The 21,605-nt window shown below is 59.4% G+C and carries 19 protein-coding genes; 4 read left to right on the top strand and 15 right to left on the bottom strand.

The features are described from left to right. Nucleotides 1–20: 20 nt before the first annotated feature. The 8 genes from IP81_RS18435 to IP81_RS18400 all read right to left on the bottom strand — a co-directional run bounded on the left by IP81_RS18435 (nucleotide 21) and on the right by IP81_RS18400 (nucleotide 7,882). Nucleotides 21–821 carry a hypothetical protein gene (locus IP81_RS18435; RefSeq protein WP_054109462.1) on the bottom strand — a complete coding sequence of 267 codons (801 nt, stop codon included), beginning with the start codon at nucleotides 819–821 and terminating at the stop codon, nucleotides 21–23. Beyond that, the gene (locus IP81_RS18430; protein WP_054109485.1) at nucleotides 818–1,294 is read right to left on the bottom strand and encodes a hypothetical protein; all 477 of its coding nucleotides are present in this window, start codon (nucleotides 1,292–1,294) and stop codon (nucleotides 818–820) included. The genes IP81_RS18435 and IP81_RS18430 overlap by 4 nt, the downstream gene beginning before the upstream one ends. 71 nt (nucleotides 1,295–1,365) lie before the next feature. Continuing rightward, nucleotides 1,366–1,872: a hypothetical protein gene (locus IP81_RS18425; RefSeq protein WP_054109461.1), complete on the bottom strand. Its 507-nt coding sequence runs from the start codon at nucleotides 1,870–1,872 to the stop codon at nucleotides 1,366–1,368. Between the two features lie 134 nt (nucleotides 1,873–2,006). After that, nucleotides 2,007–4,124, bottom strand: coding sequence for a ParB/RepB/Spo0J family partition protein (locus tag IP81_RS18420; protein WP_054109460.1), 2,118 nt, complete (start codon nucleotides 4,122–4,124; stop codon nucleotides 2,007–2,009). 139 nt (nucleotides 4,125–4,263) lie between these two features. Further along, nucleotides 4,264–4,662 carry a DUF2958 domain-containing protein gene (locus IP81_RS18415; protein WP_054109459.1) on the bottom strand — a complete coding sequence of 133 codons (399 nt, stop codon included), beginning with the start codon at nucleotides 4,660–4,662 and terminating at the stop codon, nucleotides 4,264–4,266. Further along, complete coding sequence (locus IP81_RS18410; RefSeq protein ID WP_054109458.1) at nucleotides 4,659–5,624, bottom strand: ArdC family protein; 966 nt, start codon at nucleotides 5,622–5,624, stop codon at nucleotides 4,659–4,661. The genes IP81_RS18415 and IP81_RS18410 overlap by 4 nt, the downstream gene beginning before the upstream one ends. A 235-nt stretch (nucleotides 5,625–5,859) precedes the next feature. Continuing rightward, a complete protein-coding gene (locus IP81_RS18405; RefSeq protein ID WP_231627126.1) occupies nucleotides 5,860–6,159 on the bottom strand; it encodes a DUF736 domain-containing protein in 300 nt (99 codons plus the stop codon). A 595-nt stretch (nucleotides 6,160–6,754) separates the two neighbouring features. Further along, nucleotides 6,755–7,882: an aminotransferase class V-fold PLP-dependent enzyme gene (locus tag IP81_RS18400; RefSeq protein ID WP_054109483.1), complete on the bottom strand. Its 1,128-nt coding sequence runs from the start codon at nucleotides 7,880–7,882 to the stop codon at nucleotides 6,755–6,757. 84 nt (nucleotides 7,883–7,966) lie between these two features. Between IP81_RS18400 and dndB the strand changes: the two genes are divergently transcribed. From dndB to dndE, 4 genes are read left to right on the top strand one after another with little or no spacing between them, the layout of a single operon-like run. Beyond that, complete coding sequence (gene dndB / locus IP81_RS18395) at nucleotides 7,967–9,067, top strand: DNA sulfur modification protein DndB (RefSeq protein WP_054109457.1); 1,101 nt, start codon at nucleotides 7,967–7,969, stop codon at nucleotides 9,065–9,067. Then, nucleotides 9,060–10,529, top strand: a complete 1,470-nt coding sequence (gene dndC, locus IP81_RS18390; protein ID WP_054109482.1) for a DNA phosphorothioation system sulfurtransferase DndC — start codon at nucleotides 9,060–9,062, stop codon at nucleotides 10,527–10,529. Before dndB ends, dndC begins: the two co-directional genes overlap by 8 nt. Beyond that, nucleotides 10,526–12,532, top strand: coding sequence for a DNA sulfur modification protein DndD (dndD, locus tag IP81_RS18385; RefSeq protein ID WP_054109456.1), 2,007 nt, complete (start codon nucleotides 10,526–10,528; stop codon nucleotides 12,530–12,532). The genes dndC and dndD overlap by 4 nt, the downstream gene beginning before the upstream one ends. Continuing rightward, nucleotides 12,522–12,905: a DNA sulfur modification protein DndE gene (dndE, locus tag IP81_RS18380; RefSeq protein ID WP_054109455.1), complete on the top strand. Its 384-nt coding sequence runs from the start codon at nucleotides 12,522–12,524 to the stop codon at nucleotides 12,903–12,905. The genes dndD and dndE overlap by 11 nt, the downstream gene beginning before the upstream one ends. 309 nt (nucleotides 12,906–13,214) lie before the next feature. On the opposite strand, the gene IP81_RS18375 is transcribed toward dndE, so the two are convergent. From IP81_RS18375 to IP81_RS18345, 7 genes are all read right to left on the bottom strand, one after another. Next, the gene (locus tag IP81_RS18375) at nucleotides 13,215–13,691 is read right to left on the bottom strand and encodes a hypothetical protein (RefSeq protein ID WP_054109454.1); all 477 of its coding nucleotides are present in this window, start codon (nucleotides 13,689–13,691) and stop codon (nucleotides 13,215–13,217) included. Between the two features lie 3 nt (nucleotides 13,692–13,694). Continuing rightward, on the bottom strand, nucleotides 13,695–15,671 hold the full coding sequence (locus IP81_RS18370; protein ID WP_054109453.1) for a hypothetical protein: 1,977 nt from the start codon (nucleotides 15,669–15,671) through the stop codon (nucleotides 13,695–13,697). Continuing rightward, nucleotides 15,661–15,858 carry a CxC ATPase DNA modification system associated small protein gene (locus IP81_RS18365; protein ID WP_054109452.1) on the bottom strand — a complete coding sequence of 66 codons (198 nt, stop codon included), beginning with the start codon at nucleotides 15,856–15,858 and terminating at the stop codon, nucleotides 15,661–15,663. Before IP81_RS18365 ends, IP81_RS18370 begins: the two co-directional genes overlap by 11 nt. Next, on the bottom strand, nucleotides 15,848–17,794 hold the full coding sequence (locus tag IP81_RS18360; RefSeq protein ID WP_197274701.1) for a DEAD/DEAH box helicase family protein: 1,947 nt from the start codon (nucleotides 17,792–17,794) through the stop codon (nucleotides 15,848–15,850). Before IP81_RS18360 ends, IP81_RS18365 begins: the two co-directional genes overlap by 11 nt. Before the next feature lie 19 nt (nucleotides 17,795–17,813). Then, entirely contained in the window at nucleotides 17,814–19,277 is a 1,464-nt protein-coding gene (locus IP81_RS18355; protein WP_157573341.1) for a hypothetical protein, read from the bottom strand. Nucleotides 19,278–19,412: 135 nt separating this feature from the next. Then, the gene (locus IP81_RS21745; RefSeq protein WP_054109450.1) at nucleotides 19,413–20,441 is read right to left on the bottom strand and encodes a sigma factor-like helix-turn-helix DNA-binding protein; all 1,029 of its coding nucleotides are present in this window, start codon (nucleotides 20,439–20,441) and stop codon (nucleotides 19,413–19,415) included. Next, a complete protein-coding gene (locus IP81_RS18345; protein ID WP_082356308.1) occupies nucleotides 20,441–21,523 on the bottom strand; it encodes a GTP pyrophosphokinase family protein in 1,083 nt (360 codons plus the stop codon). The genes IP81_RS21745 and IP81_RS18345 overlap by 1 nt, the downstream gene beginning before the upstream one ends. Nucleotides 21,524–21,605 lie beyond the last annotated feature (82 nt).

Here is a 21,605-nt window from a genome sequence, read left to right as displayed (position 1 = left end):
AGTCTGAAGGTAAATTGGTTTTATCTCGGTTTATCGTAGCGGGCAGTGTCGATCACAAAGCCGTGACGTCCTGCATTGTATTCTCCGATAGGAACGAAGAAGCGTCTAGGTTTCGACTGATTGCGGTCTCCGCCAACGGTAGCTAAGGCTTCAACCATGCCAGGATGATCGGATGATCGAACAGCCGAAATCACCACCCAGTCCTTTTCGTGGCGGCGGGCAAATTGCTGGCGGTCACGGGTGAAAGATTCTGCCGCAGACAACTCTCGGCCATGGAGGGCCTCCCAAGCGTCAGGATACCAATCCCGTAACGCCCTGTCCGCCATCGCCTGTTCGCGGTAGGTGAACAGGTCCGGGTAACCTGCGGCGACGAGCGCCCATTCCGCGTCTTCTTCATACCAGCCGCCAGATAGTCGCAACGCGGGATCCATCCCAGCATTGCGCGCCCAGTCGAGCTTTAAGCCGCCATGACCGGCAGTGGAATGAAAGACGACCCCCTCAGCGTAGATGGTCGCCGATTGAGACATGCCCCAAGGTGTGGAAACGCGCAGAATTGTATCGACGCGGCCGAGGGCGTTGCGCTGGCGGACATGCAGCGCGATGTCGGCAATGTAGGCGCGGAAGGAGACTTCATCAGCCGCGGCACCTTCGGCGCAATAGACATCTGACCGGGACCATTCGCCAATCGGCCGGTTGAGCTTCCAGCCGGACACGATCGAGAAGCCTTCATTGAGCGGAATGGCGATATAGGCGAGCCCATCGACCCGTGCGGCCATAAGGCCGTCGCTCGTCGTGCCATATTCGACACTGATGTCGTTCATGCCGCCCTCCTGAGTTCAGCGGGCAGAACGGCCAGATCAGCGTCGGTCACGATCTCGGCGCGCATCCCGGAATAGGGATTGTCGCGCATCCATGCTTCCGCCGATGCCATGTCGGCTGCGAGGTGGCGCAATTCGTCCTTGTCTCGAAACGTGGTCAAGACGCGGACTTGACCAGGCTTTGGCGTGACGACGATCTCGAAGTTGAGCGGGCTTTCGACGCTGTAGGCGCGGCGCACGGTCATGATGATGACGCCCTGACTGCCGTAGGTTACCAGATGGAGCATGAAATGCGCCGGCGAACGGTAGTTGTCGGTAACCTGGCCGGGGTAGCGTTCAACGAGCCGGCCGGTACCGTTGTCGTTTTTCCAAGCGGCAAGCTTTCGGCGAGAACGCTCGGGCGGGCGCGGCTCGCCGTTCGAATAGCGGACGAGGCTGCCCAATGGGGCGGTGTCATAGATGTATTGCGCTGACATTTTCAGGTCTCCTTGAAACGCGAAAGCCCGGCTCATCGGCCGGGCTTCGTGGGATGATTGGATAGGAAATTTCAGGTGGATGGCGGTGGCTCGCCCAAACGCCCGAGCACCTCTTCGATGTAGGACGCTGTCGACATCGAATGGACCTCGTCAGCCGTTATGACGGTCGCCATCCCGCCAAAGCCGTCGGGCCGCATCTTCGTGCAGGTCCACGCTGCGATGATCTGCACATGGTCAAGGTCAGGCGATCGCCGGACAATGTCCTGGAATATCAGGTCATAGCCGATCATCGAGAAATCGAGCTCAAACTCGTCTTCGCCAAGATCCCCCTTGGCGATTTCCGCGCGCACCACGTCAGAGATGCGACTGACCATGCCGGTGTTCTGACCGAGCAATTCGACCAGCTCAGCGGTCGCGATCCAAGCCGTGTCGGCGACATTATCGCTGGCGAAAAAGTAGACCGCTTGGTCATTGCCTTCATGCTCGAACAGTTCGCACAGCAAACGGCGTTCGAGCGGGGTCATCGCCGCGACTGGGATGTCCGGTTGCACGACCGTTGGTGAATGATAGTCAGCCATGGCGTCCTCCCCAGCAGGGCACGGGAGCGCTGGTTTTCGGCATGTGAGGTCTCCTCAAAAAGAGGCGGCCCGGCGCGGTGGCCGGGCCTGAGTGAGATAAAAACAAGCGGGATGTTGAACCCGCGCGGTTCGGATCATTCGGCGGCGATCGCGTAAGCCGCCTCGTCATCATCAAGGAACGCGGGTAGCTCGAGCCCTTCACGATCAACGTCAGGCGTAGCGCCATGACCACCGTCGGCGTCGGGCGTGCGCAGCGGCTCGGGAAGCCAGTGGGCATCTTCCAACAGCCGTTCCGCTTCGCGGGCCATGTCGCCCTTTTTCAGGTGATCGATCATGCCAGCGAACTGCTCTCCGCGCGCTTCGGTCACATCGGCAAGGATGCGCGGTTTGGTCACGCTGCGGAAATAGCCATCGACTGTGGGCTTCCAGCCTGCCGCCACGACATCAAGACCAACGGCATGCGCCAGGACATGGCTGTGAGCGATGCGGCGTGCAACGCTGTGCGTCGACACCCGGCCATTGTCGTATTTGGGGACGATCTCGGCCTGCGCGTTCACCGCCAGCGATGTGCAATGGGCAAACAGACTGGCCTGCTCATCGGCGTCGAAGGCCAGAAGCGCGTCCCAAAGTTCCTTGTCGGACTCCGGTAGTCGATCCTCCCAGCGCTTCATGCGCTCGGCGATGGCCCGCGCGGGCGCACTGTCGCGCAGACCTGCAGGTGGATTGGCAAAGGACACCCGGTTGAGCGACAGTTGCAGGCAGCTCTCGCGGCTGTAGCTGTAGAAGGTGTCGAGCACGAGCGCGTGCAGCACCGTCGCGAACGCTGTGGCGGGGCTTTGGGCAAAGGCATCCTGCAACGCGAGTGTGCGCCAGGCGGTCAGGTCGGCAACCAGCCGGTCGGGCAACGGCTTGAGGATGTCATCGTCGGAATCTTCATCTTCAGTTCCGGGAGGTGCCGAACCGCTGGCGTTTGGTGTGGTCCCGCGGTGGTTTGCGCCAGGTATTGGCTCGCCCGAAACGGGATCGACCCCGGAGCCATCGTCTTCCCCGCCCACTTCCGCCACCGGTTCGTCTTCGGCTCGGACGTAGCCCCGCTCAATGCAAAGCGAACCATCCGCCTCGATCGTCACAAAGGCACCGGCGATTGCCATTTCGGCAGGATCGAAAATCATGGGCCGGTCGACCAGCTGGCCGATTTCCGTTTCAAGCCCTTCGATCCGCGCATAGACGTCCTGCGGCACGTTGGGGTCGTCGGCCCATTCGGTCTCGATCTGCTCGATTTCAGCCTGAAGCGCCGTGAGTCTTGCCTGTTCATCCTCAGTCATGGGCAATTCTGCGCCAACGATCTCACGGTGTCCGTTGGTCGCATTCCATGGCAGGTCGACGGCAGTCGCCACCCATTTCCAGCCTTCAGTGCCAATGCGGTTGCCCTCGGCGGCAAGTTTCGCGTCGACCAAGCGGTCGAGCAGTGCGGGCTCGGTGAGCCAGCCCCCGTCATCGTCCTCGAACAGATCGCGCATCACGCCGCCACCTGCCGCGACATAGGCATCGACGGTCACGAACCGCACCCGCTTGTCGGCAACCCGGACGCTGTTTTCCGTCAGGCGCTGGCGGATGTAGGCGGCCGACTTGTTGAAGCTGTGGGTGAGCATTTCCCATACCTGCTCCTGGCGCTCATGATCTTCGGACACGGTGAACGCCATCAACTGGTCCAGCGACATGCCGTCCTCGGCGTAAATGTCGTGGAGCTTGGGCGAGACCGACGCCAGTTTGAGACGCTGGCGGACGACAGCAGGCGTGGTCATGAAATGCGCGGCGATGTCTTCGGCGGCGCTACCCTTGCCGACCATGGCTTGCATTGCCCGGAACTGGTCGAGCGGATGCAACTGCTCCCGGTGCGCGTTTTCGGCATAGCTGTCTTCTTCCGCCGAGACGTCATTGTCCGCCGCCTTGACGATGCAGGGAATGGGAGCAGTGCGCGCCAGGCGCTTCTGTTTCACCAAATGCTCAAGGGCGCGATAGCGGCGACCACCGGCCGGAACTTCGAAGATGCCGGTCTCCTGACCTTCGGCATCAAGTACCGGGCGCACGTTGAGGCTCTGAAGCAAAGTCCGGCGCGCGATATCCTCAGCAAGCTCGGGGATCGACACGCCGGCCTTCACTCGGCGGACATTGGATTGTGACAGGATCAGATGGTCGAAGGGAATGTCACGCGACGGGCTGAGGGTGATTTTTGCAGGCTGTCTGGCCATGGCAGGTCTCCATGACGGGCCGCCGCGAGACACTCTCTCGGCTTCCAAGCCCGTCACGAAGGCCTTGGCCTTCCTCTTCCTCTCGGGCCGCCGCAGGCGGGCCACCCAGCGAACTGGCAGGCCGCCATGCTGCCAGACTTCAGTTATCCCCTCCTGGCATGGCGCGTTCCCTCAGCAGCTTTTCAGCGCCCGGGATCGAACCGGCCTGACGGGCGGCCGCGACGTAGGCCGATAGGGGCAACGCAGTATCGAAGAGGATATCCCGCTCGATACCGAGGCCAAAGGGCAGGCGCAGCGACTGCAATTCCCGCAACGAAAAGCTGCCGAGTTCAGGGCAACCAAGGCCGAGATCGGCAAGGCCGAACAAGATGCCGTCCTCGTCGAGTTCGGTAGCAAGCCAAGTGGCCGCGCCAAGCGGATTGAAGAAGCGGACAAGGGGAACGGGATCAGGCTCCCTTTTGCCCTGTGCCTGCGCATTGCGGCGCGCGTGCATGTTCGCGAGCAAGGCCGCGCGGATTTCGGGGGTGAGCAGGTTCATGCCGCCAACCTCCCTTCTAACGCAAAGCCGTCGGCTTCGTCCTCACCACCGACATCAGCGGTGTCACGACAGGCGAGGATATAATCTGCCGCCTTGGAGGCAGCGCTGGCGGCGCGCAGGATGGCGCGATTGTCTTCCCGGATAATCTGGAGCCACGAGCCGATGTAGTCAGCGTGGCGAACGCTTGGCACAATCCCGAGCGCGGCGCAGATGAAGGCTCCGGCCATTTCCGCGACCAATTCTTCGCGGCCATAGTCCTTGGAACCGAAGCTGCCGGTCTGATCGCGGCCAAGCCGGGTGGCATGGCCAGTCCAATGGCCAAGTTCGTGAAAAGCCGTGCGATGCCAGTTGATCGGCTCATGGAAATCGTCGGGCCGTGGCACCGCAACATAGTCATGCGCCGGGCTGTAATAGGCGGACGGGCCACCGATCCGGAAGTCGGCGCCCGTAGCCGTGATCAGCTCCTCGGCGTGTGGCAGGATCAGACTATCCGGGATGGGCGGCGGCGGGAGAAAGATATGTTCGGGCAGGTCGTCACACTGGTCGACCGAGAACACCGTGAAATGCTTGAGGAACGGAATCCCGCCACTGGTTGCGGTGCCTTCGGTATCCGCTCGGCGACGTTCGCTGCTGGACACAAGGCGGCGGGTGTAGATGATACCGACACCGCGTTCCCCGCGACGCACCGAGCCCCCCAAGGCCGCAGCCTGCCGGAACGTCAGGAAGGCATGGTTTGAAAAGCCTCGGGACACGACCGCGTGCCAAAGGGTAAGCACATTGATGCCGCTGTATCGGCGGGAACTGACAGCATTGTGCGGCATGCCGATTCCGGCATTGGCAGATCCCCAGGGCTGAACCCATGGGACGCGCCCAGCTTCGAGATCAGCAATGATCCGGTCTGTGATTTGCTGGTAAAGATTGATCCGCTCAGGGTTTGAGCGGGCAACATGACGTTGCGCCATGGCAAGTCTCCGCGACGGACCCGCAGCGAGCCTCTCTCGCCGCTCTCAGCCCGTCACGGGACAATCCTGCCCCTCTTCCTCTTGCGGGGCGTTGCGGGGCGGCAGTCCCGCACGAAGGGGTCTGATGAGACCGGCGGGCTCAGCAGCAGGGCAAGGCCTTCCCCTTAAATGCCCAAAAATGGAATTGTGCTGGCCAATTGCGTGGCGCACCGTCAACAGGTGCGCCACTTAGCCGTCACCGGCTCCAGATCAGCGCATAAGTTTCCTCGTCGGCATTCAGCACGAGCGAGGCGAATATCGGCGCTGGGAAGAGCGGGTCATCGATCTTACAGCTGAGATAATCCCGCTCTGTCGCCGATGTCCTTTGCCATGCCGCGCCTATTTCGCCGTCAGCCGAAAAAATCCGATAGTCCGGCGCCTTTTCATGATCTTTGCTGCTGGGACGGATCTCGAGCTGGACCGATAAGGACAGCGTGCAAAGCGTGCCCCGATAGCTGTCCGCATCCTTGGTGAATGTTCCGATGGTCGACATCATCTTACTCCTGAAGTTCGAGCCGCGCCAATCGCGGCCTCGATGACGGGAGAGAGGGACAAGGCGGCGGGTGCCGCACGCGCTAGCGCCGCAGCGGCAAGCGAAGGACCGGACAGACGCAACAATTTGTTTCGCGATGCAAAGCCGGCAGACTGCCGGCGGCGGAAATTGTTGTGACTGGCCGGTTGCGGCCAACCCGGCGAGGCTCAGCCGTCCTTGGCCATTCCGGCAATCGAGAGGTCGCCCGCGCGACGATAGACATAGGTTAGTGATGGTAGCCATCGGCTCTACTGATGTCTGCGTTCAGGGTCAGACGGTCAGAACTGGTCGAGCTTTGATTGAACTTGAGGCTTCAAAGCTGTCGAACAAAGGAAAAGCATGGCCACCCCAAGTTAGATGAATCAATGACGACACTTTGGACAATGCAAAGTGCTATGATCGTTTGAAAATTTGTAAAAACGGGGTTTTGCGTTTCGAACGGAACAGGACGGTCGGCGCGAGTGAATATCGAAGTGACGCCTACACGCCCAAAATGCTGCTTGGGTGCTTTGGCAACTCACTCACCCTTAAGTGTATCGAGAACCTGCTGTATGCCTGTCTAACTCAACGATCTTATCGCGTCCGTGACCATGTCCCAATCAGGTTCCTCGGTCATGTGGCACCAGGAAAAGCGCAATGCGCCATCGATGCGCGCTTCGGGCAGGCCCATCGCAACCAGAACATGGCTCGCCTCGTAGCTTGCCGAAGTGCAGGCTGAACCATTCGATAGGGCTACCAAATCCTTGAGGATCAGCATCACAGCTTCGGAATCGAGCCTTGGGAAACTGAGGTTCACGGTCGATACAAGCCCTTGGTCTAGCGAACCGTTAACTATTGCGCCGAGTGGCTCGAATGCATCTAGAAGGTGCTGGCGGATTTCGCGGCAGCGCGCCGCGCGGGCATCCGCATCCCGCGACGCCGCGGCACACGCCGCGCCAAACGCTGCAATCAATGCGACCGGTAATGTCCCTGGACGGAGCCCTCTCTCTTGCCCTCCGCCGTAGGCCAACGGCGCCAGCGGCACCTTTTTTTGACCACGTCGGACGATCAATGCCCCGATGCCCTTGGGCGCATAAAGCTTGTGACCGGAGACACTAATCAAATGAATGTTAGGATCAGCAAGCGGGAGCCGTAATTTGCCGAAACTCTGGGCGGCATCGACGTGGAAAAACGTGTTTTTACCAACCAAGCCAGACGCGATCGCCTGAATCGGCTGGAGTGAACCAGTTTCGTTGTTTGCGTGCATGACCGATACGAGCAATGTGTCGGGTCGGACTGCAGCCAGCACTGCCTCGGCGCGAATGCACCCGTCAATTCCGGGAGCGATAATGGTTTGCTCAAACCCTGCTCTGACCAACGCATCTATGGGCTCAAGTACTGCCTTGTGCTCGATCGCTGTGGTGACAATATGACGCTTAGCCGTCGCATCGCCGTGCGCGCGAAGCCCAAGAATTGCGAGATTATTGGCTTCGGTCGCACCGCTGGTAAAAATCACTTCATCCGCGCGAGCGGCGGCTAGCGCCGCAACTTGCGCGCGCGCCGTTTGCACGGCGCGTTTCGCCTGAGCGCCAAAGTCATGAGTGCGACTGCCCGCATTCCCATATTCAAGATCGGTGAAGCGCAGCAGCGCCTCCCTCGCCTCAGGATCGATAGGGGCTGTCGCCGCGCAGTCAAAATATGATGTCATTTGCCAAACAAAGTATGTTTCCCATTTGACAAACAATGCCACAAAAGCGAGTATGGGTCCAGAGGGAGCGCACGTCGAAATTTCATGGTAGCAGGATTCGAATACGCCTTTCCAGCGATCCGAGGCGTCCAAGCCAGCCGCGAATTCTACGTGTCGATGTGCCCGCTTCGGCTGTTGCCGAAACTCTTCCTCTTCAACGAGGACGAAATGATACCCGAGCTGCGCGCTCAGCGCCAGTTGAACAAGGCGCGTCTTCCAGAAATGGCGCGCTATGTGCTTGAAAACCCGGATGATTATGTATTTTCGGCGATCACCGCGTCGGTCGATGCAGACGTTAAGTTTGATCCGTTTGGTGATGATCCAGATTCGCGAAAAATGGGCGTGCTGCGGATACCGATGTCAGCACGATTTGTACTAAACGATGGTCAGCACCGTCGTGCGGCAATTGAGATGGCGATGCGTGAGAATCCATCGATCGGCGATGAAAGTATCGCAGTTGTTTTCTTCCTCGACCAAGGGCTTGCGCGCTGCCAACAAATGTTCGCTGACCTCAATCGTTATGCAATCCGGCCCGCTCGGTCCCTTGGTGTGCTTTACGATCATCGCGATGATAAGGCGTTGCTCGCCAAGCTTGTGGTCGCACGTGCGCCGGTGTTCCGCGATGTCGTGGAGATGGAGCGCACCACACTAGCTCCGCGCTCGCGTCGTTTGTTCACACTCAGTGCGATCTATACGGCAACCGCGGCGCTGCTTCAGAATGTTGAGATCGAGGATCCAGAGGAGCGCGCCAAGCTCGCTGCCGAATTCTGGGAAGTCGTCGGTGCGCAGCTGCCACAATGGGAGCAGGTTCAGCAGGCCAAGATCACTGCAGGCGATGTGCGGGAGGATTTCCTGCACAGCCATGGCGTTGTGCTGCAAGCACTCGGGAGGGTGGGTAATAGCCTACTTCACCACCAAACTGCAGATTGGAAAAATCAGGTCGAGAAAATTGGCACAATCGACTGGCGGCGCAACAATGCCACGTTGTGGGAAGGCCGCGCGATGATCGGCGGACGTGTATCGAAGGCACAGCAGAACGTCCTGCTCACTACCAATGCCATTAAGAAACATTTGGGCATCAACCTGAGTGCGGACGAAACCCGTGCCGAGGATGCGCTGCAACGAGGAGACCGCCGCGATGGCTGAGCAGCCGCGGCGCAAAAGCGCCTTTACCGAACTCGGATTCGAAGCGACAATTGAGGCGCTGATTGAAGAAATCCAGACGATGTACCGCGCCGACGGCATTCCTTGGGTTGTCGGTTATAGCGGCGGCAAGGATAGTTCGGCGGTGCTGCAGCTGATCTGGATGGCGCTGGTCGCGCTCCCGAAGGACGATCTCAGCAAGCCCGTCTATGCAATTAGCACCGATACGTTAGTTGAAAACCCAATCGTCGCGACCTGGGTTCAAAACTCCCTCGACAAGATGGGCGGCGCGGCCAGGGCTGCGGGCATACCGCTAACTCCGCACCGGCTAACGCCAGAGGTGCGCAATAGCTTTTGGGTTAATCTTATCGGTCGTGGCTACCCTGCTCCCCGGCCACGCTTCCGCTGGTGCACCGAGCGCCTCAAGATCAATCCGTCGAACAAGTTCATTGGCGATGTCGTGCGCGCCAATGGGGAAGCAATCATCGTGCTTGGCACGCGCAAGGCGGAGAGCGCGGCGCGCAACCATGTGATGACCCGGCTCGAAGGCAAGCAGGTGCGAGCGAAATTGTCTCCCAACACCACTTTGCCCAACGCCTACGTCTACAGTCCAATCGCTGACTGGTCTAACGACGATGTGTGGACGTTCCTTATGCAGCGTCGCAATCCTTGGGGGCATAACAACAAGGATCTGCTCACGCTTTATCAAGGTGCGTCTGCGGATGGGGAATGCCCGTTGGTGATCGATTCTACTACGCCGAGTTGCGGTGACAGCCGATTTGGCTGCTGGGTCTGCACACTGGTTGACCAAGACCGTTCTATGCAAGCGATGATCCAGAACGACACTGACAAGGAATGGATGCAGCCGCTGCTGGATCTGCGCAACGCACTCGATGTGCCTGACGATCGGCCCCTTCGCGATTTTCGAAGGATGAGCGGGCATGTCCAGTTGGTCAACGACAAGCTGGTGCCTGGCCCCTACACGCAATCAGCGCGCCAGAAATGGCTCGAGGACTTGCTTAGTGCGCAGCTTCATGTCCAAATTCATGGTCCGGAGGAAATGGCCGGACTCGAATTGATTACCCTGCCTGAACTCGAAGAAATTCGCCGCATATGGGTGGTCGAAAAACATGAAATCGAAGACAGCCTGCCCATGCTCTACGAGCGAATCATGGGCAAGCCTTACCCAGGCGGACGGCTCGACGATGGCATGAGTTTCAATGCCGAGGATATTGCACTGCTAAAAGAAATCAGCGGCGACACGCTGCATTTCGAGCTCACCAGACAATTGCTCTCCATCGAGCGCAAGCACCGCGTCATGGCGCGCCGCGCCGGGGTGTTCGGCGAGCTCGAACGCGCGTTTGAGCGTGGCTTTTACGAGGATGAGGCCGACGCTACGGATCGAGCAAGAGCGCGACACCAGGCCAAGCAGGATGCAGCCGAGCAGGCGGCAGACATCGCGTGATTATCGACCAACTCATTTTGCATGATTTCGGCCAATATGGCGGTCGGGTCGTCGTCGATCTGACCCCACCGTCACCCGAGCAGCCGATCATCCTGTTTGGCGGGCTCAATGGTGCAGGCAAGACTACCCTGCTCGACGCCATTCAGCTTTGCCTGTTCGGCCCGCTCGCGCGTTCCTCGCGACGTGAAGGCGTGAGCTATGAGCAATACCTCGATGGCTCCATCCACCGCGGTAATGGCGCGAACAGTGCGACGATCGAGCTGCGCTTCCGCCACATGTCTCATGGTGAGGAGCAACTTTATCATGTAAAGCGCAGTTGGCGGCGGACACCCAAGAGCTGCAAGGACCAACTCGAGGTGGTCCGCAATCATCGCTTTGACGCTATGGCGACCGAGCATTGGGCCGAGCAGGTCGAGGAGTTCTTGCCCTCGCGGATCGCGCATCTGTTCCTTTTCGATGGCGAGCAGATCGAAGCCTATGCTGACCCACGTAGTTCCAGCGGGCTTATTGAGACAGCAGTCTATAACTTACTTGGCCTTGATCTTGTCGAGAAGCTTGGCTCCGACCTATCGGTGATCGAGCGTCGACGCCGGATGGAAGCGCGCCCCCAGGAAGAGCAGGACCAACTCAAGGTGCTTGAGCTGCGGCGCGAGGAGCTACGTGATCGGATCGAGGTGGTCCATGCCGAGCACGCCAAGCGTGAAGCCGAACTTGGCCGCATCGCTAGTCTGAGAACGCGGCTTGAGGAGCGCTTCCGCAAGGAAGGCGGCCATCTCTACGAGCGGCGTGGAGAACTCGAGCGCACGCTTTCGACAGCAGACGCGCAATTCCGCGCGACCGAACGGGCGTTGCGTGATGCGGCCGCGGGTGCTTCGCCGCTGTTACTTGTTCTGCCGCTTCTTCAGAGGACTGCTAAGCAGGTGCGTGCAGAGTCAGCCTCGGCGCAGGCGCTCGCGACCGATAAGTTGCTGTCCCAACGCGATGCCGATATCGTCGAGACAATCGCAAAGCAGAAGCCAAGTTCAGATCTCCTCAAGTCTCTCACCGACTTTTTGCGCGACGATCGCGCCAAGCGCCGCGATTCGGTCGAGATCCCACGACTAGGCGTGAGCGATCTCGGGCGGGAACGGCTCCGCGAACTGACCGACGAAGAGCTCGATGCGGCGCGCGCTATGTTGCCTTCGCTGCTAGACGATCAGCATAGCGCGTGGATCGCGCTTGAGGATGCGCGCAACCAGGTCGCAGCGGTACCGACTGCGGAAGCGCTGACTGCATTGTCGGCGGAGCGCGACGAATTGATTGCCCGTGAGGCGGTAATGCAGACTGAGCAAAAGGCCGAAGGCGAACAGCTCGATCGGCTGCGCCGGGATCTCGAGCGCGCGCAAACCGAGATTTCACGGTTCACGGCAGATGACAAAGAGGCGCAGCTCGCGCAGGATGATCGTTCCCGTGTGCTTCTGCACATAAGCAAGGTGCGCGATACGCTCGACAAATTCCGCGATGCGGTCATCCGCCGCCATCTCGTGCGGATTGAAGCGTTGGTTCTCGACAGCTTCCAGCAGCTTCTTCGCAAGAAGACACTGGTCGTCAATTTGCGGATCGACCCGGAAAGCTTCCAGCTCGCGCTGACGGGGCGCGACGGTAATCCGCTGCCCCCCGATCGTTTGTCGGCGGGCGAACGCCAATTGCTAGCGACATCGGTTCTGTGGGGCTTGGCGCGCGCATCAGGTCGGCCGCTTCCGATGGTGATCGACACGCCGCTAGGTAGGCTTGATAGTTCCCATCGCCGTCGGCTCGTTACTCACTATTTCCCACTGGCTAGCCACCAAGTCATCCTGCTTTCGACCGACGAGGAAATCTCTGGCGGCTATTTCGAAGCGCTCAAGCCATTCGTCGGCCGGGTCTACCACCTTCAGTTCCACGAGGAACGTGGGACGACCAGCGTCGAACCCGGCTATTTCAGCGAGCCTGGAACTATTAGCGAGTCCGCTTATGTCGGTTAGATCAATCCGTTTTTCACAAACGGCGCGTGAGCAGCTCTCTCGGCTCAAGCGACACACCGGCATCGAGCACATGAATGTCCTGGCGCGCTGGGGCTTGTGTACTTCGCTCGCAGAGACCATTCCTCCACCGGCAGCAAAGATCCCTGCGGACAGCAATCTCGAGATGAGCTGGGAGGTTTTTGGCGGCCGCTATGCCGACATCTTACTCGCGCTGGTAAAACAGCGCTGTTTCGAAGATGGACTGGGAGACGATGACGAGTTGGTCGCGCAACAGCTGCGCCTGCATATTCATCGCGGACTGTCCTATCTCGCGGGCGACCGCAAGCTGCGCAGCATCGCTGATCTGATCAACCGAGCGGACCGCGCCGTTTGAGAAATGGAGGTCGCCCGAGACCGTTCCGATCTTACTCCATCAAGCGGCGTCTAGCCCTCCGTGCCTAGCGCTCAACAGCTGTTTGGTTAGCTCCGGTGCGTACCTTTTTTGACTATGGCTTACGCCCACCTTTCAGCGCTCGACCAATTGTTGTTCTGCGACGCGCCTTTGCTGGCTGTAGGTAACCTAGGCCAATGAAGCGGCAAGGCTCCTCGATGCAACTGGCCGGATTGGACTATGGTGCGCATGGGAAGCCGAACCCGCTGAAAAAGGCATGTCACTGATTGGCCATCGAATAGTTGACGCCACTCAGGCCGGGGTCAAAGCGTCGCCGATCAGGGCAACATAGTCGCGTAGAAATTCCTCGATCGAATAAGGCTTGGTGTCGCGCTTCTGTGATAGATATTCGAAGCCGCCGCTTGCATAGGCATTCATGCGTTTCATGCCGTGCTCGGTCAGTTGATTGTTGCCATTCCTTGCATCGACAATGTCCTTAAACAGCCCGCGGACCGACGTTTTCTCGGTAACGTCGATGCCCTTATACTTCATCTCTGCGATGACGAGTAAACCGATCAGTAGGGTGCTGGCCGACTTATAATCGTCGATGAAATAGTCGATGAATTCTTTCGAGCCCGCGCCAGTGATGTGCGTTTCGTTCGAGCGACCGCTTGCGAATCCAGCCATCAGGCAGAAATAATAGAGGTCAAATTTTGAGCGGACATGCTGAGTTTTCTCGATTTCCGAGAACCAAGCCTCAGCGTCAGTGCGCAGTCGAAACATCGCCATGGATCAGGCCTCCTTCTCGTCTTTAAGGCCAAAGCTCATGAAGTAATCGCGATCCTCCACAAGCACCGCGCTTTCAGTCTGAACGACGCCTGCGACAGGTAAGCCAGGGAGCAGGCGCGCAGTGCCGTCGGTCTTTCGGAACATCGTCAAATACTTGACTGTTCCTGCTGCCTTTTCGAGGGGAAGAACAAAGCCCGGTCGCTCGGTGTTGATCGTGAAGCCGACGAATTGCGTGCAGAGCGACGGGATCAGTGCTGCGATATTTTCGCGGACATCGCCATCAATCGGGTTAGCCGGGCTATCGACGACTAGTGGGAAGTTGTTGTTGCCACGGTTGAGCACGCTCATCAAGAATGTGTAACCAACCGACAGTGTTTGCCCGACGCTTGCGCCGTCTTGGCCAGCTAGCCTGAGCGAACGGTCGATCTTGGAAATTTCGAGCGGATCGTTGATCAGGATTTCCTTGATGCGCTGGTTGGCCTCGATCACGAGTTCGTCTCGGATCTGACCGCGCGCAATCGTAGCGGCGCGAACCAAGATATCCTTCAGGATGTCGGTCTGCTTACGCAGCGTAACGGTTTCGGTGATCTCGGCGATCTTCGCGCTCACTTCTTTAAGCTTGCGCTCAATGAGCTTCAGGGAGAAAATCGGCTTGTCGTCGGGATGGCCTTCGCCTGCAATTGAGTCGATGACTGCCCGAAATTCCGCATGCTTGCTCTTATGCTCGTCGAGCGCAGCTTCCCATGCCTTAAGCTGTTCGTCGCCCTCGTCGATGAGCTGCTGTTTCAAGGTGCGCACAAGCTGTTCGGCTTTGTGCTGGGCACGGCGGGCTACACCGAGCGAGCGCAGTTGCGCAGCAAGCTTCTCGTCGGGCGAATCCTCGCCCTGGCTCGCAGTGAACTTGTCGATGTCGGATTTCAGTGCGTTAATCGTCCCGGACTCGTCGGCGTCAAGATACCGCTTGGAACGAGTGGTGATTTCATGCCGGGCACCGGAGGTCATTTCGCGGCCGCAAATACATTCAGCTTCGTTGATCAGCTCCTCGAAGAACTGCGCGGAGGTGTTCTCCGGCAGCCGCAGCAAGTCGAGATTTTCCTTGAGCTCGACGAGCGAAGCGCCGAACGCTGCATTCATTGCAAGTGGCATGCGGATCGCGGTCATCGCGGCACTGGTAGCGGCGAGCAAGTCGCGCTCGGCTTCGCCGAGCGCATTGAGCGCGGTCGCGTGTTCGGCTTGGGTAGATTTCATGCTGGCGAGGCGCTGATTGATCTTTGCCTCAAGGTCGGCAATCTCCTTGGAGTGGATGCCAATCTCGCGCGAGGCGTGAGAGTCCATCTTTTGAAGTTCGTCGCGGCGCTTGATTAAAGCAGTCTGCTCGTTGAGATACCGTTGCAAGCCGCTGTCGGTCTTTGGGCCGCTGGCTTTCGAGCGCCGTTCCCATTCCTCCTCGGCGAACTGCGATACTTCGCCGAGTAGATACAGTTGGCAAAGGGCATCGATTGCCCGGTCCGCCTCGGCCTTCTTGGGATCGAACAATTCATCCGCAAATTCGCCATCGAAGATGAACAGGCGCAGGAATTCTGGCGAGAGAAATTGATGCACTTCGGGGGACGGAGCCCAGCCCGTAACAATGCCGCCGCTACCGACGTTGGTGGTGCGATAGCGCGCGACGCCATTCTCAAAATCAAGCGTCAGCTCGAATGTCAGCGGCCGACCATTGACGAGCAACTTTACGATGAACTGGCCCTCGGCTCGGGTGTCGTGGCGGCGGCGTAGTCGGCGAACCTGGTCGGGCGTCCAGCTGGCTGCTTCATTGCTGAGCGTCGCTTTGATAAGCTCAAGGGTGGTCGTTTTACCTGTGCCGTTGGGCATCTGAATGAGCGCGACCTTCGCTGGCTCGCCATTGCTATCGAGTAAATCGATTTCGATATCAGGCGTCCGAAGGCCACTGCTTGACCAGCCGGCGAGATCAATCCGCATCGTCAGCCCCCGGCAGCAAGACGGCCTGGCGCACATCGTCGTAGAATTGGCCGCGAGCATCTCGGCTCAGCTCACTGTCACTCATATTGGTCAGCCAGGCGAGCAGGCGATTGGCGACCGCGTCGGGTTGCCCAGCCTCCTTGGCTGCAGCTTTGAGCGCGCCGGCAAGCGCAGTGTCAAGCGCCATCGTTCGGATCCCTTCTGGTCATGGCAAGGTCGGTCAGCCAGGTGCTACGCTCCTGGTCGGCATTTAGGAAGGTTTCGCCGGGCGCGGCTGGACGAACAAAGTCGATCACGAGTGCCCGCTTGCCGGGATCGTCGGGATCGGTTCGCAGCACCCGGCCGATCCGTTGGATCGTCTCGAGCTTGGCGCGGGCCGAAGCAAACAGAACCACGGTCGACAATGAGCGGATGTCAATGCCCTGGCTGATGCGGTGGCAAGTGATCAGACTGTCAATTTCGCCATTGGCGAAGCTGACCAAATGGGCACGGTCATCATCGGCATAATAGGTCCGATAGCGATGCGTATAGCGGTCGATGATCGTCAGGATCTGCGCGCCGTATTCCTTGGTCTCGACAAACAGAATCGCGCGGGTCAGCCAGTCTGAATGATCGCGCAAATGATCGGCGAATACCGACGGCTTCATTTCAGCAGTTTTGTAGACCTTGGCGATTTCGGTCCACAATTCTTCATCGCGCATGGGATTGCCCTCATGCGCACGCGCAGCCTTCTTGGCATAGACGGCCGACAAGCGATCGCGGTCGCCATCGGTCAGGTCATAAGGAAGCGGCAGATAGTCGAATTCGCTCAAGACGCCGCGGCGAATTGCAGCTTCGAGCGGAAACTCAAACAGGGTCGGTCCCAACGCGGACTGGATGAATGCGTTACCTACTGAGTCGTAAGCGCGGTCTGGCGTGGCGCTCAGGCCTAGCTTCCAAGTGAATGCGTTGTGGGCGCTGTCGAGATTGCGCACGAGCGACGGTGTTCCAAGACCGTGCACTTCGTCGTGGACGATGAGCATCTTCGCCTTCGCCTTGTCGGGCAGCCGTGAGAGGATTTTGTGGAGCTGCTCGCGCGAGATGACGAGAAGCGCATGATCCGGGTCGAGCGCGAATTCACCGAGCTCATGGTGACGTTCGAAATGCTTGTACACCAGCCAGGCCGGCTTTTGCCGTAGTGCCCAGCCATCGAGCTCGGCGGCCCATTGGTCGAGCAGGTCGGTCCCATCCATGGTGATGATCGCGCTGTCGATCTGTCCCTCGGCGATGAGCCGGTCGAGGATCTTAATCGCCGTGCGGGTCTTCCCCGTGCCAGTTGCCATTTCGAGAATGCCGGCGCGCGCTTCCATGAAGGCATCCACAGCATCATCTTGGTGCCGCCAGCGCGGATCCGGCGCGCTCGGAGCTAGTGTCGACTGATTGCGCAGGCCCCGCGGTGCCCGAGCACGGAGCCGTTCCAATACCTCGCCTTTGGGCGCAAGCACGCTCAGGCCTTCCGCCAGACCGTTCCAAGCTTCCTCGAATTGCTCGCATTTGACCGCGACCCGCTCGGTCTCACCCGCGAGCCAGCTACGATAGACATCGATCGATTCATAGTTGCGGCGGTGCCCGCCTAACGTCTCATTGGCCGAACCGGTAAAGGCCACCGTTCGATTCTCGGAAAAGTCGAAAATGCCGATCTTCTCGTGGAAGATCCCTGGATCATCGACATGTTCGGCGAACGCGAAGCGCAGCTCGAGCCGTTCATTCGCGACGAGCCAAGCGAAAATTTGCGCGCGCAGGCCGATGTCGGACGGGGTCTCGATAAGAGCGACGATCGTTTCGAGCACCTTTTCGACGACTATCGCACGGTAGGCATCGCGCTGCTCGGCCGACCCAAGACCGCGCAGCGTATCGCGGTCCTGCTCGGACAGTTCGGGCGACGCGATCAGCTGGATCTTCAAGCCATCCTCGAGAGCTAGCCGTGGCAAGGCGTCAGTCCAACTGAGCAATGCCGAGGTCGAGAAATAGCCGACGGCACGCCGATAACGGCTCGCCTCGCGCATACATGGCTGAAAGAATGCCGCGGAAAGATCGTCACGGCCACTACGATAATGGCCTTTGAGCTGGTCGATTGCGGTCATGATACGAGGTGACCCTGTCTCATTCATCGAGCAGCCATTCCGCTGTTGCGTCGCGGCGGGCCACTTCTGTCGTGCGGCGATGTTCGCGCATCAATCGTGCGAACAGATCATCCTCGTCCTCATCCTCATCTTCGGCTTTGCTCACCGCATCCGCCGAATGTGCGGAGGCTTCTCCAAATAGGGAGGCGATGTGATCCGGGGTCGCCCAACCAAGTACGGACGATGCCGCTGCCATAGCCTCCGACCGCAATGCCTGGCCCAACGCGCTCTCCCAATCGAGATTGCCGGTTTGCATGCGCGCCAGCGCAAGTTCGTCGGCTAGGGTATTGGCCCGTTCGGTCGCCGGGTGCGCCATCAGCAGCAATTCACCGTCCTGACCCTCCGGGAGCGAGACGCAGTCTAGTGCGAGCATGAGCGCCAGCAACCCTTGGCCGCCTGCCGCATCGAGCCGGCGACCCATCATTCGATTGACCGCGAGCCAGTTGAGATTGCCGCGCTCGCGGGCAATTCGGCACGCGGCCAAAACTCGGTCCAATTCTGGTCTCGGCTCGGGATCTGGAATCTTGCCTGACACAGTAATCTCGAAGCGGCCTTCGAGCGCCCGATGGCGGCGCCAGTCCGCCTGAACCGTCTCGGCCACTGGCCAGTGGTTAATCGACGCAACCGCCAGTAGCGAGTGATAGAGCTGCGGAGGCGCATCGAACCGCGCCCAGCTGCACAAGCGATATTCCGCCGCTGGTGTCCACAGGCGGTAGGTCCCCCATGGCTCGCCGGCCTTGCGGCCGAAGGCATAGGCCCGCGCCTGGGGCTCGTTGAGCAAATAAGGCAAATCCCCCGACAATAGCGCCTCTTCGTCAAGCCGATGCTCGTTGAGGGCGAACACACTGGGGAGGACGCGGAGGAACAGGTCGGGTCGGCTCACCATCACCGGGGCGACACTGTTGCGCGACCGGCCTGGCTCGAGGATGGCATCCGCATCCCGGTAGAGCTCGACTACCGCTGTCGGCCCTCTGCTGCGAAGTGCACCCATCAAGGAGCCGGCGATCGTAAGCGGGTCGATTGGCTCTGGAGATCGCAGCTCAGCGAGCGCTTGCGGCAATGGGTTGTCTTGCGGGCCGCTACCTACCGCCAGCCACAGGCCGTCTTCAACCTCCAGAAAAAGATGCGGAGCGATGTCCATGACGATGTCGAAGTCGCGCAGCGAACACGGATCATCGTCGAACGCTGCAGTATAGGCATCTTCCAGTTCATACAACGACATCGACCCACGATGCGCGCACAGCAGTCGATGTAGGCGGGTCATCCGACGCAAGCGGGCACGGGGGCGCTGGAAGAACAGGTAGCCGTCAGCCATCGCGAGTTCAGTCTCGACGCAGACTGCGGCTGCGATCACGGCCGCTTCGTGACCAAGGGCGAGATCGTCAATCGCGATTGGCAACGAGCGTTCGTCAGCAATGCGGCGAAGTTCGGTGCCGAGGGCCATGACCGCTCCGGAATCACAAGAATTGGCAACGAAACCGAACCGCATTGCGACGCTAGTCTGCGAAAGCCATTGGCCTAGGCTTAACCCCGCAATATCGAGCGCCAGCGACAACTGCGCCGGCAGTTCGCGACGGATCTAATAGCTGTCATGCGCTGGAAGGAACGGCACGGCACGCTCTTCCCAGAAATGTTCGGACGCCGTGGCGAGCAAGGCCCGGAGCGGCGTGCCATCCAGCTTGGCCGAAAGCTTTCGTAGCGCCTTTGCTTCGATCTGCCGGATACGCTCACGCGTGACCGCATAGGTCGCACTGATTTCCTCAAGCGTTTCGACATCACCGTCATCGAAACCATAGCGGCGACGCAGTACCGATACTTCGCGGTCATTAAGCTCCGGCATGGCCCAATCGAGCAGTCCGGCAAGATCGGCATCGCGTGGGGGGCAAGCCGCGACCACCTCAAGGATGCGATTGGCGAGTTCGCGCCGCCGTGGTTCGGGAGTTCCAAACAGGAAAGCGCAATCGTCGAGCAGGATCGCTGGGTCTGAGCAAGTCTTCACCAACGTGCGCACGATCTGAGCCTGGACGAGCGCCTCAAGTTCGACCAGCGACTTGCGTCCGAAATTTTGCTTACTCAGCAGTTCACCGCGGGTTGCTGCCCCACCGGTTAGCAGTTCAGTTAGCGGATTGTTGACCAGTGCTGTGCCTTTGAGCGCGTTGCTAAGTCGTACCGAGATGACCTGACCGCGCATTGCATCAGCATAGGTCAGCCCAGCCAGCTTTCCGAGCAACATGTCCAGGCGTATCGAATTACTGTCGTCGGACTGAACAGTGCCAGACACTTGTCGGCAGTTCTGCGGTTCGAGCGAGGCGCCAGCGAGAAAGGCGGAGATGAGCGCTTCCAGTTCGGTGGCAGTTCCTTTGCCGAACGCCCACAGCGCCGTCATGAACTTCGCTCGGGCGCTGGGTCCGGCGTCGATATAATCGCCCACCGTTATACAAGGCATAGCCCCTTCGAGAACGCCGCGCTCTATCGTATTGCGCAGTCGTACCGAGACATCGTTTTGCGCCACCAACTGTTCGATGGGCATAGCGCGTGCCGCCGCGACCGCCTCTGCATCCGAGTCAGCTGCGTCGACATACTCAATTTCGGCTGCGCGCTGCTCCATCAAACCACTTGATCCGTCGCCGGTTGTTTCCCGGCAAACTCCTTGTAGGCGCGGGCGAGATAGAAGATGCGCGGGGGCCGACCTTTGCCACGCCCGCCGGCATGATTGGCGACGATCGCATCGACGTCCGCTTCGAGCATGGCGATCGTAAACAAATCTGCCGAGGCTGGATTGAGAGCAAGATCCGAAAGGCCTTGCTCGTCGAGATAGGCGTTGAATGCCTGAATTTTGGGTGCTGCTATGGCCGGGCTAAGCGCATCATCGCCCAGTCGCGCACGGATCTTGTCTATCGACACCAGATCGAGCGCAAGTGCTTCGTCAAATGCTAGCCCAGCGTTGACCGATAAGTCGGCATCCGGGAAATAGGGCCGCATCCGAGCAACGAAATCATGCACGTCAGCGAAATCACCGGTTTGCACTGCCATGCGGGCTATATTCGCGGCAAGCAGTCTCGTGATCGCAGCATCACCGGCACGGGTCAGATGGCCAAGCGCCTCAAGCAGTCCACGTTCAGCGTCGCTTGGTCCCTCGCCCTCTGGTTTGTAGCCAATGTCGTGTTCGATCTCGTTCCAGACATGCGCCATCATAGAGCAAATCTGTATCTCGCAGCTCGCGCCACGCAAATTCTCGTAGTTCCCGACCAGATCATTCTCAGGCAAATGCACCTGGCAGTGCGTCGCGCGGTAAAATTGTCCGGCAGCGGGCTTCAGCTTATCCTTGAGGTCGATATCGATTGCGCCGCCATCAGAGCCGCAAAATAGCATCTCGACGGCCTCCGCGACGCGCGCCTCGTCCTCGGGCCGATAGGTTGCGATGCGGACCCCGGCAAAATCGCCGATTTGCGCAAATACATCATCAACGGTGGCAAAATTTTTGTCAGCCCGACGCGAGAACCGGCGAAGTTTTCCTTCGAAACTCTTGACCGTCTTTGTCCGCGACGTGACTTGAGCGCGGACGGCGTTATCTTCGACAATGGCGCCGCGGCAAAGGTCGGCGACCCTGCTGGCGAGCTTGATATAGCGGTCTCGCTCCCGGTCGTAGCGCGCAACGGCTTCTGAGATTACGGATTCGCTAATCGGCACGCTGCCCCCCATGAGTACAAAGCGGAGATTCTTCGCCACCCTGTCGACAGCATTTTCCTCTATACCAAGATGAACAGCGAAG

Origin of the sequence: Novosphingobium sp. AAP83 (genome assembly GCF_001295795.1) — a bacterium.
Taxonomy (GTDB): domain Bacteria; phylum Pseudomonadota; class Alphaproteobacteria; order Sphingomonadales; family Sphingomonadaceae; genus Novosphingobium.
The sequence above is the reverse complement of the archived record's forward strand: the minus strand, read 5'-3'. Positions and strand labels throughout refer to the sequence as shown.

What these genes read in the sequence shown, in the direction of transcription:
- IP81_RS18435 (WP_054109462.1), bottom strand. Translation starts at nt 821, where the DNA reads ATGAACGACATCAGTGTCGAATATGGCACGACGAGCGACGGCCTTATG.
- IP81_RS18430 (WP_054109485.1), bottom strand. Translation starts at nt 1,294, where the DNA reads ATGTCAGCGCAATACATCTATGACACCGCCCCATTGGGCAGCCTCGTC.
- IP81_RS18425 (WP_054109461.1), bottom strand. Translation starts at nt 1,872, where the DNA reads ATGGCTGACTATCATTCACCAACGGTCGTGCAACCGGACATCCCAGTC.
- IP81_RS18420 (WP_054109460.1), bottom strand. Translation starts at nt 4,124, where the DNA reads ATGGCCAGACAGCCTGCAAAAATCACCCTCAGCCCGTCGCGTGACATT.
- IP81_RS18415 (WP_054109459.1), bottom strand. Translation starts at nt 4,662, where the DNA reads ATGAACCTGCTCACCCCCGAAATCCGCGCGGCCTTGCTCGCGAACATG.
- IP81_RS18410 (WP_054109458.1), bottom strand. Translation starts at nt 5,624, where the DNA reads ATGGCGCAACGTCATGTTGCCCGCTCAAACCCTGAGCGGATCAATCTT.
- IP81_RS18405 (WP_231627126.1), bottom strand. Translation starts at nt 6,159, where the DNA reads ATGATGTCGACCATCGGAACATTCACCAAGGATGCGGACAGCTATCGG.
- IP81_RS18400 (WP_054109483.1), bottom strand. Translation starts at nt 7,882, where the DNA reads ATGACATCATATTTTGACTGCGCGGCGACAGCCCCTATCGATCCTGAG.
- dndB (WP_054109457.1), top strand. Translation starts at nt 7,967, where the DNA reads ATGGTAGCAGGATTCGAATACGCCTTTCCAGCGATCCGAGGCGTCCAA.
- dndC (WP_054109482.1), top strand. Translation starts at nt 9,060, where the DNA reads ATGGCTGAGCAGCCGCGGCGCAAAAGCGCCTTTACCGAACTCGGATTC.
- dndE (WP_054109455.1), top strand. Translation starts at nt 12,522, where the DNA reads ATGTCGGTTAGATCAATCCGTTTTTCACAAACGGCGCGTGAGCAGCTC.
- IP81_RS18375 (WP_054109454.1), bottom strand. Translation starts at nt 13,691, where the DNA reads ATGGCGATGTTTCGACTGCGCACTGACGCTGAGGCTTGGTTCTCGGAA.
- IP81_RS18370 (WP_054109453.1), bottom strand. Translation starts at nt 15,671, where the DNA reads ATGCGGATTGATCTCGCCGGCTGGTCAAGCAGTGGCCTTCGGACGCCT.
- IP81_RS18365 (WP_054109452.1), bottom strand. Translation starts at nt 15,858, where the DNA reads ATGGCGCTTGACACTGCGCTTGCCGGCGCGCTCAAAGCTGCAGCCAAG.
- IP81_RS18360 (WP_197274701.1), bottom strand. Translation starts at nt 17,794, where the DNA reads ATGACCGCAATCGACCAGCTCAAAGGCCATTATCGTAGTGGCCGTGAC.
- IP81_RS18355 (WP_157573341.1), bottom strand. Translation starts at nt 19,277, where the DNA reads ATGGCCCTCGGCACCGAACTTCGCCGCATTGCTGACGAACGCTCGTTG.
- IP81_RS21745 (WP_054109450.1), bottom strand. Translation starts at nt 20,441, where the DNA reads ATGGAGCAGCGCGCAGCCGAAATTGAGTATGTCGACGCAGCTGACTCG.